Here is a 15,052-nt window from a genome sequence, read left to right on the forward strand (position 1 = left end):
GCAATTTTTAACCCAGGATACATAATCCTCCGCAATAGTTACGACAAAGGACCGTTTGATGAGCAAGCTCGACCGTTATGACCTGAGTATTCTGGCGGAATTGCAGCGCGACGCACGCATCTCCAACCAGGAGCTGGCCGAGCGCATCGGCCTGTCGCCTTCGCCGTGCTCGCGGCGGGTCAAGCAACTGGAAGACGACGGCTACATTTCCCGCCAGGTCGCCCTGCTCGACCGCAAGATGCTCGGCCTGAGCCTGACCGCTTACGTGCTGATCGGCATGGACCGTCACACGCCGGAGCGTTTCGAGAACTTCGAAGCGGCCATCCGCACCCTGCCCCAAGTGCTCGAATGCAGCCTGGTGACCGGAATGGATGCCGACTATCAACTCAAGGTCGTGGTGCCGGACATGGATCACTACCAGAAACTGCTGCTGGGGCATCTGACGCGGATTGAAGGCGTGACCAGCGTGCGGTCGAGTTTTGTGCTGAATCAGGTTTTGAACAGCACCGAACTGCCTTTGACTCATCTGCGTAGCTGAAGACGCCATCGCGAGCAAGCTCGCTCCCACAAGGTTTTGTGTTGACTGCAGTATTGTGATCCATACAAAACCTGTGGGAGCGAGCTTGCTCGCGATGGGGCCGGCACAGGCGACGAATGACTGCGACACACCGACGCAGGTCAATACAGCGCGAACCCGCGCAGGCGTATACTCCCCGCGCCCTTTTAGCCACGCCCGCGCTGGAGATGTTCGATGGATCCTGCCGTTTTCGAAGAGTGGATGATGACCGGACTGGTCAGCATCCTGATCATTTTCATGGGTTTCATCGTCTGGGATCTGGCGAAGAAGTCCAAGGCCGGGCGCTTTGGCTCGTTCATTCTGTTCTTCGTGCTGGGCCTGGGCGTGGCCGCGTTCATCATCAAGAGCGTAGTGATCGGCCTGATCGAATCCGGCACGTTATAAGCGCGCCGGCACTTCCTTCCACTGGCCCTGATCGAGCCCTTCGATCGTCCAGTCGCCGATCCTGACCCGCACCAGACGCAAGGTCGGCAACCCGACCGCCGCGGTCATGCGCCGCACCTGCCGGTTGCGCCCTTCGCGAATCACCAGTTCCAGCCAGCTGGTCGGCACGCTTTTACGAAAGCGCACTGGTGGATTGCGTGGCCACAGCTCGGGTTCGTCCAGTTGCCGCGCCTCGGCGGGCAAGGTCATGCCGTCATTCAATTCGACGCCGTCACGCAAGCGCTGCAATTGCTCGGCGCTCGGCTCGCCCTCGACCTGCACCCAATAGGTCTTGGCCAGCTTGTGTTTCGGGTCGGCGATCCGCGCCTGAAGCTGGCCGTCGTTGGTCAGCAATAACAAGCCTTCGCTGTCGCGGTCCAGCCGTCCGGCCGGATAGATTCCCGGTACATCGATGTAATCCTTGAGCGTCGCGCGCCCTTCGCCATCGCTGAATTGCGTCAGCACATCGAAAGGTTTGTTGAACAGGATCAGCTTCGGCTCGGCCGGTGGTGCCTTGGCGACACGGCGCGGGGCTGAAGGAGAGGGTTTCGCGCCAGGACGGCGGGAAACGGGGCGTTGAGGATGGGACATGGCGAAGTGAACATCTAACGATCAGGGCTGCTAATGCTAGTGCCCTGATCGCCAAATGACCATGACAACCGTTAGCGGAACGGCGGCTCGTCGAAGCTGCGCAGTTTGCGCGAGTGCAGCGAGTTGAGTTCGGTGCGCAACAGATCGACCGCCTCGATACCGATCTTCAAGTGCTGGCTGACCGCGCGTTCATAGAAGGCGTTGGCCGAGCCCGGCAACTTGATTTCGCTGTGCAGTGGTTTGTCCGAGACGCACAGCAACGTACCGTACGGCACCCGCAAACGATAACCCTGCGCGGCAATCGTGCCGCTTTCCATGTCCACCGCCACGGCGCGGGACAGGTTGATCAGCGGCCGTTCCTGCGCCCAGCGCAGCTCCCAGTTACGGTCGTCGTAGGTCAGCACGGTGCCGGTACGCAGGCGTTTCTTCAGTTCGTCGCCCTTCTCGCCGGTGACGTTGGCCGCCGCTTGCTGAAGCGCGAGCTGCACTTCGGCCAGGGCTGGAATCGGAATGTTCGGCGGCACCACCCGGTCGAGAATCCCGTCGCGACGCATGTAGGCGTGGGCCAGCACGTAATCGCCAATGGTCTGCGACTGACGCAGGCCGCCACAGTGACCGATCATCAGCCAGCAATGCGGGCGCAGCACGGCCAGGTGGTCGGTGATGTTCTTGGCGTTGGACGGGCCGACACCGATGTTGACCAGGGTCACGCCGTGGCCGTCACTGGCGATCAGGTGATAGGCCGGCATCTGGTAGCGGTGCCAGACCACCCCGGCGGCAATCGCCGAGGCTTCACCGTGATCCATGCTCTTTTCGATGATCACGTTGCCCGGCAGGACCATGCGCACAAAACGCGGATCGCTGCGCAATTGTTCCAGGCCATGGACGATGAACTGGTCGACGTAGCGGTGATAGTTGGTCAGCAGGATCCACGGCTGCACATGCCGCCAGTCGCTGCCGGTGTAATGCACCAGTCGGCGCAGGGAGAAATCCACCCGCGCAGCATCGAACAGGGCCAGTGGCAGCGGATCGGTGTTTTCCCAATCGTACAAACCATCGGCAATGCCGTCGGTCGCGGCCGACAGGTCGGTACTCGGGAACACCCGCGCCAGCACGGCGGCGGTGACGCCGGAACCTCCCAGCTCATCGCCCTGCTCGACCACATACGGATACGGAATGTTCTGCTGACTGACACCGACTTCGACGGTCACGGTGAAGTCGTGCATCAGCGGAACGAGCTGTTCCAGCAGGTATTTACGGAAAGCCGATGGATGGGTGACGGTGACGCTGTAGGTGCCCGGCAGCTGGACCTTGGCGTAGGCACGGGTGGTCTGCGGGACTTCGCCCTGGCAGTGGTAGGTCAGTCGCAGTTCGGGATAACGGAACAACGCTCGCTGTTCGGCATCAGGCTCGACGCGATCCTTGAGGTAACGCTTGAGCGCCTGACTCAGCGCGGTGGTTGCACGATTGTGCAAGTGTGCAAGCCGGTCCACGGCTTGCTCGGCGGTTTGAACGACAATAAAAGCTTCGGTCACGATCAGCATCCTGTGTTCTGACTTGCAGACCTTCATCTTGCCTGCATCGTCGCTTCACGGGAACAGTGACCCTTACACAAATGCCTTACTCACCACAGATCCAATGTGGGAGCGGGCTTGCTCGCGAAAGCGGTATGTCAGTCGCATCAATGTTGAATATGACACCGCATTCGCGAGCAAGCCCGCTCCCACAGGGGTCCAGTGGCAATCATACAATTGTGATCAGAAGCCTTGCGGGGTCGAGCGGGCGACAATGGCTTCCACATCCAGACCGCGAGGCAATGCGCCGTACACTCGGCCGCCACCACCCAAACGACTGGCAATAAACGCATCACTGACCACCGCGTTACCCGCCTCCAGCAATAGTTTGGCCTGCAGGCCCAGCGCGATGTCCTCGGTCAACTGTCGGGCACGGTACTGAATGTCGCTGGTGTCCTTGAAGGCCGCCTGCAATTGATTGATGTGCGCAGCCAGACGCTTGTCGCCATGGCCATCGCCCAACTCGCTGAACAGCGCATCGAGCACACCCGGCTCTTTCGACAGGGCACGCAGCACGTCGAGGCACTGCACGTTGCCGGAACCTTCCCACGTCGAATTCACCGGCGCCTCGCGGTAAAGCCGCGGCAGGATGCTGTCTTCGACATAACCCGCGCCGCCCATGCATTCGGCCGCTTCATTGATCATCGCGGGGGCGCGTTTGCAGATCCAGTACTTGCCCACCGCCGTCACCAACCGGGCGAACTTGGCTTCCTGTGAGTCGTCCAGATGATCCAGCGCCCGGCCCATGCGCAGGCTCAAGGCCAGGGCGGCTTCGCTTTCCAGCGCCAGATCCGCCAGCACGTTCTGCATCAACGGCTGTTCGCTGAGCAGCTTGCCGCCAACCGAACGGTGAGCGCAGTGATGGCTGGCCTGGGTCAGCGCCTGACGCATCAGCGAACTGGAACCGACCATGCAATCGAAGCGGGTCATGGCGACCATCTCGATGATCGTCGGAACGCCACGGCCCTCTTCACCGACCATCCACGCCAGTGCGCCACGGAACTCCACTTCGCTGGAGGCGTTGGAGCAATTGCCGAGCTTGTTCTTCAGGCGCTGGATATAGAACTGATTGCGCGTGTCGTCCGGACGATGGCGCGGCAGCAGGAAACAGGTCAGGCCCTTGTCGGTCTGCGCCAGGGTCAGGAAGGCGTCGCACATCGGCGCCGAGCAAAACCATTTGTGCCCAACCAGTTCATAGGCCTGGCCCGGACCGCTGGCACCGACCGGATACGCCTTGGTGGTATTGGCCCGCACATCGGTACCGCCTTGCTTCTCGGTCATGGCCATGCCGATGGTAACCCCGGCCTTGTGGGCCATGCCGACGTTGCGCGGGTCGTATTCGGCGGCGAGGATTTTCGGCAGCCATTTTTCCGCCAGGTCCGGTTGCAGACGCATGGCCGGAACGCTGGCGAAGGTCATGGTCAGCGGGCAGCCACTGCCGGCCTCGGCCTGGCTGTGTAGGTAAGTCATGGAGGCACGGGCCACATGGGCGCCGTCCTGCGGGTGCGCCCAGGGCAGCGAGGTCAGGCCGTGCTCGACCGCAGTGCGCATCAATTGGTGATAGGCCGGATGAAATTCCACCAGGTCGATGCGATGTCCAAACCGGTCATGGCTGTTGAACACCGGCTTGTTCTGATTGGCGAGGAACCCGGCTTCCATCAACGGACCACCGGCCAGCGCGCCATAGGCGTCGATCCGCGATTCGGCCCAACCGGCCCCGAACCGCCGCGACCATTCCTGCAACGGCAAGTCGATGCGGTACAGGTTGGCGCCGTCCAGTGACGGTGGCTGGTTGGTGACTTCGTGGGTTTCGGCGAACTGATGCAGGTTCATGACTGGGCTCCTTTGGTCGGCCAAGGGACTTCAGTTAAGCACCGCCCCCCGGCTGAAAAAAGTGTCATATACGCCTAACTGTCGGCGCTTTCGCCCTATTGCGAGCAGAGCACGCGGCGGTAGAGCGCGGCCTGCAAGTCTTCGAATTTCACCGGTTTGCTCAAGTGATCAATCACCGCGCCGATCGAGCAGCGCTCACGGTCACCGCCCAGAGCGATCATGAACAGCGGCAGTTCGGTATAACCCGGCAACGCGCGGATCTGGCAGCACACCGACTCACCGTCCTGCAGCGGCAACTGACAATCGACCAGCACTGCGTCAAACACTTCGCGCTGCAAGAGATCGAGCGCAACGTAGGCGCTATCGGCCGTACGCACGCGGAACCCCAGCTTGAGCAACATACCGCGCATCACCAACTGGCTGATGCTGTTGTCATCCACCAACAGCACGGCACAATCCTGAGGCAAGCGCAGGCGCGGAAAATCCCCGGTCATCAACGGCGTCACCGGACGTTCGGCCACCGCCAGCCCAACTTCCACATCCAGCTGAAACCGGCTGCCGCGTCCTGGCTCGGTGCGATGCGTCAGGCGTCCACCCAGCAACTCGATCAACTGTCGGCAAATCGCCAGACCAACACCCAGGCCACCGTATTCACGGGTCATCGAGCCATCGAGCTGGAAGAACCGTTGATACATCGTGGCCTCCCCCAAATCGGTGAAACCAATGCCCGTGTCGATCACCGCAAAGCTCAACGCCAGCCGGTCTGGCTCAATGGCCTTGCCGGTCACCCGCAAGGCCAGGCCGCCGATCCGGGTGAACTTGATGGCGTTATCCAGCAGACATTCCAGGCACTGCGCGATCTTGACGTTGTCGCCGTGCAAACGATCCGGCACACCTGGCGCGACATCGACCTTGAAGTCCAGCGACTTGCCCGATGCGTTGCCCTCGAACTGCGTGCGCAGTGCCTCGACCATACCGCGCAAACTGAAGGTGTCGGCCGAGGCCTTGAGTTTGCCGGCCTGCAATTCGGTAAGGGTGAGGATGCCGTTGACCATGCGCATCATGTCCCGCGCCGATCCCGAAGCCGTTTGCTGATACTGCTCGAGCTCCGGGTCCATCTCGACCGTCTGCATCAGCTCCAGCGAACCGATCACCCCGTTCATGGGCGTACGCAGTTCGTGGGTCAGGGTGGCAAGGAATTCGTCCTTGAGCTTGTTGCTGCGAGCCAGTTGCTGGTTGAGGACTTCAAGCTTCTGACTGGCGTCGAACAGCGTTTGCGCCTGCTGCTCGCGCATGTCGTTGATGCGGTCGGCCAGCGCCAGAGACAGCAAGGCCACTTCGATGGCCGAACCGATCTGGCTGGAATACATGGTCAGGAACACGTTCGGCAGGTAGCCCAGCACCATCAGCGTATTGACGATGCCGCCGAGCAAAAACGCCGACCAGGCAATGATGAAATACCGCGCCACGCGCAGGCCCCGCAGCCAGGCAAAGATCCCGGCGGCAAAAATCACCACAGTGAATGTCAGCGCCAGGGCCGTGGCCAGGCGCAGGGCCAGGGCGTAGCTGGTCATCAATGACAGGCCGACCACCAGCGCACTGAAGGCAACCAGCGCCAGCAACAAGCGGTCGAGCCAGCGACTGTGGGTAGCCATTTGCAGGAAACTGCGGGCGAACTGACTGCCGAACAGCCCCGCACAGCCGATGAAAAACGGCGTCGCAGCATTAGCCCACCACGGACTGTTTGGCCAGAAATACTGCACGGCCGCACCGTTTACCGACAGCTGATACAAACCGAACGAGGCGATATAGAAGATGTAGTAGAGGTAACTGGTGTCGCGCACGCTGAGGTAGATGAACAGGTTGTAGACCAGCATCCCCAGCAATACGCCGTAGATCAATCCCAGTACGTAAAGGCGCAAGGGCTGCTCTTCGAGGTAGGAGGTGCTCGACCACAAGGTGACCGGTGCCTGGATCGAGCCTTCGCTTTGCAATCGCAGGAATACGGTTTCGGCCTGGTCAGGTTTGAACGTCAGGTCGAACAAATAGCTGTTCTGACGAATCTCGCGGCTGGCGAACGGCAAGGCATCGCCGGTCTGCTTGACCAACTGATAGTTGCCGGCCGCATCGGGCAAATAGAGATCGAGATGATCGAGGGGCGGATAGGCCAGTTCCAGCAGCCAGGTCCGTTGTGCCGCCGGATTGACCGGACGGTAATGCAGGTCGATTTTCAGCCAGAACACTGAACGCGAGTACCCGGCGTTGAGCGTGTCTTTGTGGTGTGGTTTGAAGTTGCCGGCCGCCGCTTGTGCACGGATATCCGCGATGGTTGCCTGACCACCTGCGTCCTCATAGACCTGCAGGGTACGGCCCAAGGGGAGGCTTTGAGTGGACTCATCGAACTCGACGGCGTTTGCCAGGAGGGGCAAACACAACAGCAACATCAGCAAATAGTGCATTGAAGCCCCAGCGTGGCCTGTCCGGTTCTGTCAGGAAGCCCCCCATTCCTTTTGAGCAGACGTAAAACCGGTATCACCTGTTATTGGTTTGGATCCACTCTAGCATAGCCGTTGATAGCCATTAAACACCATTGAAATTTTTCCTGAAAAGGCTCTAGAACGGGCGTCTCAGCGACACTAATGAACGATTATCAATGGCAGCATAATCACTGTGGCGAGGGGGCTTGCCCCCGTTCGGCTGCAAAGCAGTCGTAAAGTCCGGCAACGCGGTATAGCTGAAAAACAGCCGGGGCCGCTTCGCTGCCCAACGGGGCGATGCGGCGTTCCGACAAGCCCCCTCGCCACAAAGCATCGACCAACCGCATCGTCACAACACCCGCAAAACAGGTTTGGTGGTAAGCTCGCGCACCATGAATATCTACAGCTCTCGCCCCGTTGTCCTCTGTCTCTCCGGCCACGACCCAAGTGGTGGCGCCGGCTTGCAGGCAGATATCGAAGCCCTGCTCGCTCAGGGTTGCCATGCGGCTCCGGCCGTCACCGCCCTGACCGTGCAAGACACCGTCAATGTCACGGACTTCCGCGTCCTGGACCGTGAGTGGGTACTGGCCCAGGCCAATGCCGTGCTCAACGATTCCGAAGTCGCGGCGGTCAAGCTGGGCATGCTCGGTTCCCTGGAAATGGTCGACACCGTGGTCGAACTGCTTTCGGCGCACCCGCACTTGCCAGTGGTCTGCGACCCGGTGCTGCGCGCCGGCGGCGGCGGACGCCTGGGCAAGGACGAAGTCGGCTATGCCATGCGCGAACGCCTGCTGCCTTTGTCGATCATTGCGACCCCCAACCTTCCCGAAGCCCGTATCCTCGCTGAACTGCCCGAAGGCACCGCGGACGAGTGCGCTGAAAAACTCCTGCCGTTCGTCAAACACCTGCTGATCACCGGCGGCCATGGCGACGAAACCGAAATCCACAATCGCCTGTACAGCCGCGACGGCTTGCGCGAAACCTTTACCTGCCAGCGCTTGCCGGGCAGCTATCACGGTTCCGGCTGCACCCTGGCCAGTGCGCTGGCCGGTCGTCTGGCCCAAGGCGAAAACCTCGCCAGTGCCGTACAGACCGCGCTTAACTACACATGGCGCACCCTGCGTGATGCCGAGCAGCTGGGCAAAGGCCAGTTTGTGCCGCGCCGTTTGCCACTGGATTTCTGTTCGTAACTTCTATTTGTAATGCGGTGAGGCTTGTCCGATGAAACTACGTGGCCTGTACGCCATTACCGACAGCCATTTGCTGGACGGTAAGTTGCTCAAGTACGTGGAGGCGGCGCTGGAAGGCGGCGTCACCTTGCTGCAATACCGCGACAAGAGCAGCGACGAGGCCCGCCGCCTGCGAGAGGCCGAAGCCTTGCGCGAGCTGTGCGAACGCTACAAGACGCAGTTGATCATCAACGACGACGCCGAACTGGCGGCACGCCTGAACGTGGGCGTGCACCTGGGCCAGACCGACGGCCCGCTGACTCCGGCCCGTGCACTGCTCGGGCGTCAGGCGATCATCGGTTCGACCTGCCACGCGCAGCTCGAACTGGCCGAACAGGCCGCCAAGGAAGGTGCCAGCTACGTCGCCTTCGGCCGCTTCTTCAATTCGAACACCAAGCCCGGCGCACCGACCTGCAGCCTCGACCTGCTCGACCAGGCCCGCAAGCAGTTGCACCTGCCGATCTGCGCGATCGGCGGCATCACCCTGGATAACGCCGCCCCACTGGTGGCCCATGGCGTCGATCTGCTGGCGGTGGTGCATGGCCTGTTCGGTGCCGAGAGCACGGCTGAGGTGACCCGCCGCGCCCGCGCCTTCAACGAATTGTTTTCTATTTAAGCTTTAAATCTGATTTGAGAGCCCGATCATGTCTCGTTCCGAAACGCTGTTTGCCAATGCCCAGAAACACATTCCCGGTGGCGTGAACTCGCCGGTTCGCGCGTTCAAGAGCGTCGGCGGCACGCCGTTGTTCTTCAAGCACGCTGAAGGCGCCTACGTCACCGACGAGGACGACAAGCGTTATGTGGATTACGTCGGTTCCTGGGGTCCGATGATTCTCGGCCACAGCCACCCGGACGTGCTTGACGCCGTGCGCAAACAGCTTGAGCACGGCCTGTCCTACGGCGCCCCGACCGAGATGGAAACGCAGATGGCCGATCTGGTCTGCTCGCTGGTGCCGTCGATGGAAATGGTGCGCATGGTCAGCTCCGGCACCGAAGCGACCATGAGCGCCATCCGCCTGGCCCGTGGTTTCACCGGCCGCGACAGCATCATCAAGTTCGAAGGCTGCTACCACGGTCACTCCGACAGCCTGCTGGTCAAGGCCGGGTCCGGCGCACTGACCCAGGGCGTACCGAGTTCGGCCGGTGTACCGGCGGCATTCGCCAAACACACCCTGACCCTGCCGTTCAACGACATCGACGCGGTAGAAACCATGCTCGCCGAAGTCGGCCAGGACGTGGCCTGCATCATTGTCGAGCCAGTGGCCGGCAACATGAACTGCGTGCCGCCGGCACCGGGTTTCCTCGAAGGCCTGCGGACCCTGTGCGACAAGCACGGCGTGGTGCTGATTTTCGACGAAGTGATGACCGGCTTCCGTGTCGCCCTCGGCGGTGCCCAGGCGTACTACGGCGTGACGCCGGACCTGACCACCTTCGGCAAGATCATCGGTGGCGGCATGCCGGTCGGCTGCTTCGGTGGCAAGCGCGAAATCATGCAGCGCATCGCCCCGCTGGGCCCGGTCTACCAGGCCGGTACGCTGTCCGGTAACCCGCTGGCGATGGCCGCCGGCCTGACCACCCTGCGCCTGATCAGCCGCCCGGGCTTCCACGCCGAGCTGACCGACTACACCACTCGCCTGCTCGACGGCCTGCAACAGCGCGCCGATGCGGCCGGCATTCCGTTCGTAACCACCCAGGCCGGCGGCATGTTCGGCCTGTACTTCAGCGGTGCCGACGACATCGTTACTTTTGATGACGTCATGGCCAGCGACGCAGCCCTGTTCGGTCGTTTCTTCCACCTGATGCTCGAAGGTGGTGTGTACCTGGCACCGAGCGCATTCGAAGCCGGCTTCACTTCGATCGCCCACGGCGAAGCAGAACTGAAGCTGACCCTGGACGCCGCCGAGCGCGCCTTCGCGGCCTTGAAGTAACGCTCAAATGCTGACGTTGGCCCTTGCCAGCGTCAGCTTTCGCCTACACTCCCGCGTTTTTTCCTACTCATCTGCTAATAATCCCCCGCAAAGTGGGCGATAAATTTCCCGCGCAGCAGAAAAACGAGTAAAGACTTTGTAAGGTTGCCCCTGCTTATTTCATAATGCGCGCTTATTGGATCCCTCGATGGGTCCGCGCGCCCTTCAGAGGTAAGTCGATTCCCATGAACCGCACCGGCCGCACCCTTGCACTGGGCTGCCTGTTGCTTCTTCAGCCCCTGCTCGCGCACGCACAAGCAGGCGGCAACTCGTTGTTAATCCCAGCGATGGGTCGCTGCACCCTCAATACCCAGCCGCAAGACCTGGAACAGGCACTCACCGCCTGCCAGAAAGCGTCGGAAGAAGGGGATGCGCAAGCGCAATACGAGTTGGGTGAGTTCTACTACGAAGGCAAAAACACGCCGCGCGACCTCAATCAAGCCCTGAGCTATTTCGAAAAAGCCTCGCTGCAAGGCCACGCCCAGGCACAATTCAAACTCGGCACCATGTTCTTCCACGGCGAAGGCGTGCCGGCCAATAACGTTCAGGCGTACATCCTGCTGAAGATGGCGGCGGTCAACGGCGCCGAGGACGCACTGGACACCGCCGACGAAGTCACCGAAAAGATGCCCCGCGAAGAACTGGAGCTTGCTACCCAGGTGCTCGGGCAAATCTTCCGTAAATATTTGATGGAATTGCAGAGCGCTGACGGGCGTACGCCGTTCGCGCCACTGCCCTGATTCTGTGTTGATCTGACTGGCCCCATCGCGAGCAAGCTCGCTCCCACATTTGATCTCTGGCGTTCACAAAACCTGTGTGCGCCGCAATTCCCTGTGGGAGCGAGCTTGCTCGCGATGGGGGCGACTCGGTCTTGAGACTTACTTCTCAGGCATCGGCATCGGAAACGGCATGACATTGCCGACCGCGCCACGGGCTTCGCTGATTTTCGGTGTTCCCATACGCTCGACTTCGTCGATACGCACGATCGAATGCATCGGCACAAAACTGCGCACCACGCCTTCGAACTGAGCCTTGAGCTTTTCTTCGCTCGGATCGACGACCACTTGCGTGCGCTCGCCAAAGACGAACTCTTCCACTTCCAGAAAGCCCCACAGATCACTTTGATAGATCTGCTTGGCGTACATTTCGAACACCTGGCCCTGGTTGAGGAAAATCACCTTGTAGATTGGAGCTTCACGTTTGGTCATGGCAGGCGAAACACATCGGGGGATAAAAATGAGGGCGCGAACTATAGCATAGCCATTGGACGCGCAGCGGTAGGAACCTGGGTACATGTTCCCTATAATGCGCGGTTCTTTGAATCACGTGATGACTCTTTCCATGGCCAAGAAGCTTTACATCGAAACCCACGGTTGCCAGATGAACGAGTACGACAGCTCGCGCATGGTCGATCTGCTGGGCGAACATCAGGCCCTGGAAGTCACCGCCCGCGCTGAAGACGCCGACGTGATCCTGCTCAACACCTGCTCGATCCGCGAACGTGCACAGGACCGTGTCTACTCCCAGCTCGGTCGCTGGCGCGAACTGAAGCTGGCCAACCCGGACATGGTGATCGCCGTCGGCGGTTGCGTGGCCAGCCAGGAAGGCGCCGCCATCCGCGATCGCGCCCCCTATGTGGACGTGGTTTTCGGTCCGCAGACCCTGCACCGCCTGCCGGAAATGATCGACGCCGCGCGCATCACCAAGCTGCCACAGGTCGACGTCTCGTTCCCGGAAATCGAAAAATTCGACCATTTGCCCGAGCCCCGCATCGACGGCCCGAGCGCTTACGTGTCGGTGATGGAAGGTTGCAGCAAGTACTGCACCTTCTGCGTGGTGCCCTACACCCGCGGTGAAGAGGTCAGCCGGCCGTTCGACGACGTGCTTGCCGAGATCATTCACCTGGCCGAAAACGGCGTGCGCGAAGTGACACTGCTGGGGCAGAACGTCAACGGCTATCGTGGGACTACTCATGATGGGCGCCTGGCGGATCTGGCCGAGCTGATCCGCGTGGTCGCCGCGGTCGACGGTATCGACCGCATCCGTTACACCACTTCGCACCCGCTGGAATTCTCCGACAGCCTGATCCAGGCCCACGCCGACGTGCCGGAGCTGGTCAAGCACTTGCACTTGCCGGTGCAATCGGGCTCGGACCGCATCCTCGCCGCGATGAAGCGCAACCACACCGCGCTGGAATACAAATCCAAGCTGCGCAAACTGCGCGCCGCCGTGCCGGGGATCTGCATCAGCTCGGACTTCATCGTCGGTTTCCCGGGCGAGACCGAAAAAGACTTCGAACAGACCATGAAGCTGATTGCCGACGTGGGTTTCGACTTTTCCTACTCGTTCGTCTACAGCCAGCGCCCGGGCACACCGGCCGCCGATCTGGCCGACGACACTCCGGAAGAACTGAAAAAAGAACGCCTGAATGCCCTGCAGCATCGATTGAACCAGCAAGGTTTCGAGATCAGCCGACAAATGGTCGGTTCGATCCAGCGGATCCTGGTGACCGATTACTCGAAAAAGGACCCGGGTGAGCTGCAAGGCCGGACCGAAAATAACCGTATCGTCAACTTCCGCTGCGACAATCCGACCCTGATCGGCCAGTTCGCGGATGTGCACATCGATGCCGCGCAGCCGCACTCGTTGCGGGGTTCGTTGATCCAGTAACACTGAAGATCCCTGTGGGAGAGGGCTTGCTCGCGAATGCGGTCTGTCAGCTACATTATTGTCGACTGACACACCCTCTTCGCGAGCAAGCCCGCTCCCACAGGGACAGCGCCAGGCCAGTGAATCAACTTGGTCTGTATAAGAGCTTTCGCGCCCAGCCCACTGGCGCTATCCTTGATTCATCACTATTGCCCCAGGGCGGCTAAATACGACCTTGAACGCACCCATAGAACCACATCGTTTCATCCTCGAGCCTTTTGAAGCTCGTCGCTTCGCCAATCTGTGCGGGCAATTCGACGAGCATTTGCGCTTGATCGAACAGCGCCTGACCATCGAGATCCGCAATCGCGGAAACCAGTTCGAGCTGATCGGCGAACCCAAACACACCACCTCCGCGGAAAACCTCCTGCGCCGCCTGTACCGGGAAACCAAGGGTACCGAGCTGTCGCCGGACATGGTGCACCTGTTCCTGCAGGAATCGGCCGTCGAGCAGCTGGACAACCACTCCCCCGCCGAACCGTCCGTGGCCCTGCGCACCAAGAAAGGCATGATTCGCCCCCGTGGCTTGAATCAGCTGCGCTACGTGAAGGAAATCCTCGGTAACGATATCAACTTCGGCATCGGCCCGGCCGGTACCGGCAAGACCTACCTGGCTGTGGCCTGCGCGGTGGATGCACTGGAGCGCGAGCAGATTCGCCGCATCCTGCTGGTGCGTCCGGCGGTCGAAGCGGGTGAAAAACTCGGCTTCCTGCCCGGCGACCTGTCGCAAAAAATCGACCCGTACCTGCGTCCGCTCTACGACGCGCTCTACGAAATGCTCGGCTTCGAATACGTCGCCAAGCTGATTGAGCGTCAGGTGATCGAAGTCGCGCCGCTGGCCTACATGCGCGGCCGTACGCTGAACAACAGCTTCATCATTCTCGACGAAAGCCAGAACACCACGGTCGAGCAAATGAAGATGTTTCTGACCCGGATCGGCTTCGGTTCCACGGCCGTCATCACCGGGGACATCACCCAGGTCGACCTGCCACGCGGCACCAAGTCCGGCCTGCACCACGTGATTGAAGTGCTCAAGGATGTGCCGGGGATCAGCTTCACCCATTTCCAGCCCAAGGACGTCGTGCGCCATCCGCTGGTGCAGCGCATCGTCGAAGCCTACGAGCGCTTCGAAACCAAAGCGGCCGATGATGCCGCCGCCAAGGATAGCCGCCGCGATGCTTGAGCTTGACCTGCAAATCGCCACCGAAGCCTGCGCCCCCAGCGAAGCCGAGTTCCGCCAGTGGTGCGAACTGGCTTTGCGCCAGCGCACCGCCGACTCGGAGATGACCATTCGTCTGGTCGACGAAGCTGAAGGACGCGAGCTGAACCACACCTGGCGGCAAAAGGATTACGCAACTAACGTCTTGTCATTCCCGGCCGACGTGCCGGATGAGTTCCTCGACATCCCGCTGCTGGGCGATCTGGTGATCTGCGTGGCCGTGGTCGAGCGCGAAGCCGCTGAACAGGGCAAGGAGTTCAAGGCCCATTGGGCACATCTGGTGATTCACGGCTGCTTGCATCTGCTTGGTTACGACCATATTGATGACGAGGAAGCCGAAGAAATGGAAGCACTGGAACGAACGTTGCTTGCAGAGTTGGGCTTTCCCGATCCGTACGCGGACGACGAAGCAGATGTATCCCCTATCGAAACAACAAAGGATTCAGAGTAATC

At 60.8% G+C, this 15,052-nt stretch carries 14 protein-coding genes; 9 read left to right on the forward strand and 5 right to left on the reverse strand.

All coding sequences use genetic code 11. From position 1 onward, the window contains the following. Nucleotides 1–58: 58 nt before the first annotated feature. Complete coding sequence (locus tag AC3IT9_RS25530) at nucleotides 59–538, forward strand: Lrp/AsnC family transcriptional regulator (RefSeq protein WP_007937367.1); 480 nt, start codon at nucleotides 59–61, stop codon at nucleotides 536–538. Between the two features lie 213 nt (nucleotides 539–751). Then, on the forward strand, nucleotides 752–961 hold the full coding sequence (locus AC3IT9_RS25535) for a DUF2788 domain-containing protein (RefSeq protein WP_039594082.1): 210 nt from the start codon (nucleotides 752–754) through the stop codon (nucleotides 959–961). On the opposite strand, the gene AC3IT9_RS25540 is transcribed toward AC3IT9_RS25535, so the two are convergent. The 4 genes from AC3IT9_RS25540 to AC3IT9_RS25555 form a co-directional block, all read right to left on the reverse strand. After that, nucleotides 956–1,591 carry a pseudouridine synthase gene (locus AC3IT9_RS25540; RefSeq protein ID WP_423505251.1) on the reverse strand — a complete coding sequence of 212 codons (636 nt, stop codon included), beginning with the start codon at nucleotides 1,589–1,591 and terminating at the stop codon, nucleotides 956–958. The genes AC3IT9_RS25535 and AC3IT9_RS25540 overlap by 6 nt on opposite strands. 71 nt (nucleotides 1,592–1,662) lie before the next feature. After that, a complete protein-coding gene (gene amn / locus AC3IT9_RS25545; RefSeq protein WP_191624916.1) occupies nucleotides 1,663–3,162 on the reverse strand; it encodes an AMP nucleosidase in 1,500 nt (499 codons plus the stop codon). Between the two features lie 186 nt (nucleotides 3,163–3,348). Further along, complete coding sequence (locus tag AC3IT9_RS25550) at nucleotides 3,349–4,998, reverse strand: acyl-CoA dehydrogenase family protein (RefSeq protein WP_489271301.1); 1,650 nt, start codon at nucleotides 4,996–4,998, stop codon at nucleotides 3,349–3,351. 95 nt (nucleotides 4,999–5,093) lie between these two features. Continuing rightward, a complete protein-coding gene (locus AC3IT9_RS25555; RefSeq protein ID WP_489271302.1) occupies nucleotides 5,094–7,457 on the reverse strand; it encodes a 7TM diverse intracellular signaling domain-containing protein in 2,364 nt (787 codons plus the stop codon). A 410-nt stretch (nucleotides 7,458–7,867) separates the two neighbouring features. Here AC3IT9_RS25555 and AC3IT9_RS25560 point away from each other — a divergent pair, with 410 nt between their 5' ends. From AC3IT9_RS25560 to AC3IT9_RS25575, 4 genes are all read left to right on the forward strand, one after another. Continuing rightward, on the forward strand, nucleotides 7,868–8,665 hold the full coding sequence (locus tag AC3IT9_RS25560; protein ID WP_057713171.1) for a hydroxymethylpyrimidine/phosphomethylpyrimidine kinase: 798 nt from the start codon (nucleotides 7,868–7,870) through the stop codon (nucleotides 8,663–8,665). 31 nt (nucleotides 8,666–8,696) lie between these two features. Continuing rightward, the gene (thiE, locus tag AC3IT9_RS25565; RefSeq protein WP_489271303.1) at nucleotides 8,697–9,320 is read left to right on the forward strand and encodes a thiamine phosphate synthase; all 624 of its coding nucleotides are present in this window, start codon (nucleotides 8,697–8,699) and stop codon (nucleotides 9,318–9,320) included. Between the two features lie 28 nt (nucleotides 9,321–9,348). Then, nucleotides 9,349–10,632 carry a glutamate-1-semialdehyde 2,1-aminomutase gene (gene hemL / locus AC3IT9_RS25570; protein WP_056728829.1) on the forward strand — a complete coding sequence of 428 codons (1,284 nt, stop codon included), beginning with the start codon at nucleotides 9,349–9,351 and terminating at the stop codon, nucleotides 10,630–10,632. A gap of 224 nt (nucleotides 10,633–10,856) precedes the next feature. Beyond that, complete coding sequence (locus AC3IT9_RS25575; protein ID WP_150726970.1) at nucleotides 10,857–11,411, forward strand: tetratricopeptide repeat protein; 555 nt, start codon at nucleotides 10,857–10,859, stop codon at nucleotides 11,409–11,411. Nucleotides 11,412–11,549: 138 nt separating this feature from the next. Here AC3IT9_RS25575 and AC3IT9_RS25580 read toward each other — a convergent pair whose 3' ends face one another. After that, nucleotides 11,550–11,879, reverse strand: coding sequence for a DUF1820 family protein (locus AC3IT9_RS25580; RefSeq protein WP_008052403.1), 330 nt, complete (start codon nucleotides 11,877–11,879; stop codon nucleotides 11,550–11,552). 133 nt (nucleotides 11,880–12,012) lie between these two features. Here AC3IT9_RS25580 and miaB point away from each other — a divergent pair, with 133 nt between their 5' ends. From miaB to ybeY, 3 genes are all read left to right on the forward strand, one after another. Then, nucleotides 12,013–13,341 carry a tRNA (N6-isopentenyl adenosine(37)-C2)-methylthiotransferase MiaB gene (gene miaB / locus AC3IT9_RS25585; RefSeq protein WP_150726969.1) on the forward strand — a complete coding sequence of 443 codons (1,329 nt, stop codon included), beginning with the start codon at nucleotides 12,013–12,015 and terminating at the stop codon, nucleotides 13,339–13,341. Between the two features lie 214 nt (nucleotides 13,342–13,555). Then, entirely contained in the window at nucleotides 13,556–14,563 is a 1,008-nt protein-coding gene (locus AC3IT9_RS25590; protein ID WP_008022966.1) for a PhoH family protein, read from the forward strand. Continuing rightward, entirely contained in the window at nucleotides 14,556–15,050 is a 495-nt protein-coding gene (ybeY, locus tag AC3IT9_RS25595; RefSeq protein WP_489271304.1) for an rRNA maturation RNase YbeY, read from the forward strand. Before AC3IT9_RS25590 ends, ybeY begins: the two co-directional genes overlap by 8 nt. Nucleotides 15,051–15,052 lie beyond the last annotated feature (2 nt).

The organism is Pseudomonas sp. KH_046_1, assembly GCF_057839025.1.

Excerpts from the sequence above, each read along its gene's own strand:
- AC3IT9_RS25540 (WP_423505251.1), bottom strand. The coding sequence starts at position 1,591 with ATGTCCCATCCTCAACGCCCCGTTTCCCGCCGTCCTGGCGCGAAACCC.
- AC3IT9_RS25535 (WP_039594082.1), top strand. The coding sequence starts at position 752 with ATGGATCCTGCCGTTTTCGAAGAGTGGATGATGACCGGACTGGTCAGC.
- AC3IT9_RS25575 (WP_150726970.1), top strand. The coding sequence starts at position 10,857 with ATGAACCGCACCGGCCGCACCCTTGCACTGGGCTGCCTGTTGCTTCTT.
- thiE (WP_489271303.1), top strand. The coding sequence starts at position 8,697 with ATGAAACTACGTGGCCTGTACGCCATTACCGACAGCCATTTGCTGGAC.
- amn (WP_191624916.1), bottom strand. The coding sequence starts at position 3,162 with ATGAAGGTCTGCAAGTCAGAACACAGGATGCTGATCGTGACCGAAGCT.
- hemL (WP_056728829.1), top strand. The coding sequence starts at position 9,349 with ATGTCTCGTTCCGAAACGCTGTTTGCCAATGCCCAGAAACACATTCCC.
- ybeY (WP_489271304.1), top strand. The coding sequence starts at position 14,556 with ATGCTTGAGCTTGACCTGCAAATCGCCACCGAAGCCTGCGCCCCCAGC.
- AC3IT9_RS25555 (WP_489271302.1), bottom strand. The coding sequence starts at position 7,457 with ATGCACTATTTGCTGATGTTGCTGTTGTGTTTGCCCCTCCTGGCAAAC.
- AC3IT9_RS25550 (WP_489271301.1), bottom strand. The coding sequence starts at position 4,998 with ATGAACCTGCATCAGTTCGCCGAAACCCACGAAGTCACCAACCAGCCA.
- AC3IT9_RS25560 (WP_057713171.1), top strand. The coding sequence starts at position 7,868 with ATGAATATCTACAGCTCTCGCCCCGTTGTCCTCTGTCTCTCCGGCCAC.
- AC3IT9_RS25580 (WP_008052403.1), bottom strand. The coding sequence starts at position 11,879 with ATGACCAAACGTGAAGCTCCAATCTACAAGGTGATTTTCCTCAACCAG.
- miaB (WP_150726969.1), top strand. The coding sequence starts at position 12,013 with ATGGCCAAGAAGCTTTACATCGAAACCCACGGTTGCCAGATGAACGAG.
- AC3IT9_RS25530 (WP_007937367.1), top strand. The coding sequence starts at position 59 with ATGAGCAAGCTCGACCGTTATGACCTGAGTATTCTGGCGGAATTGCAG.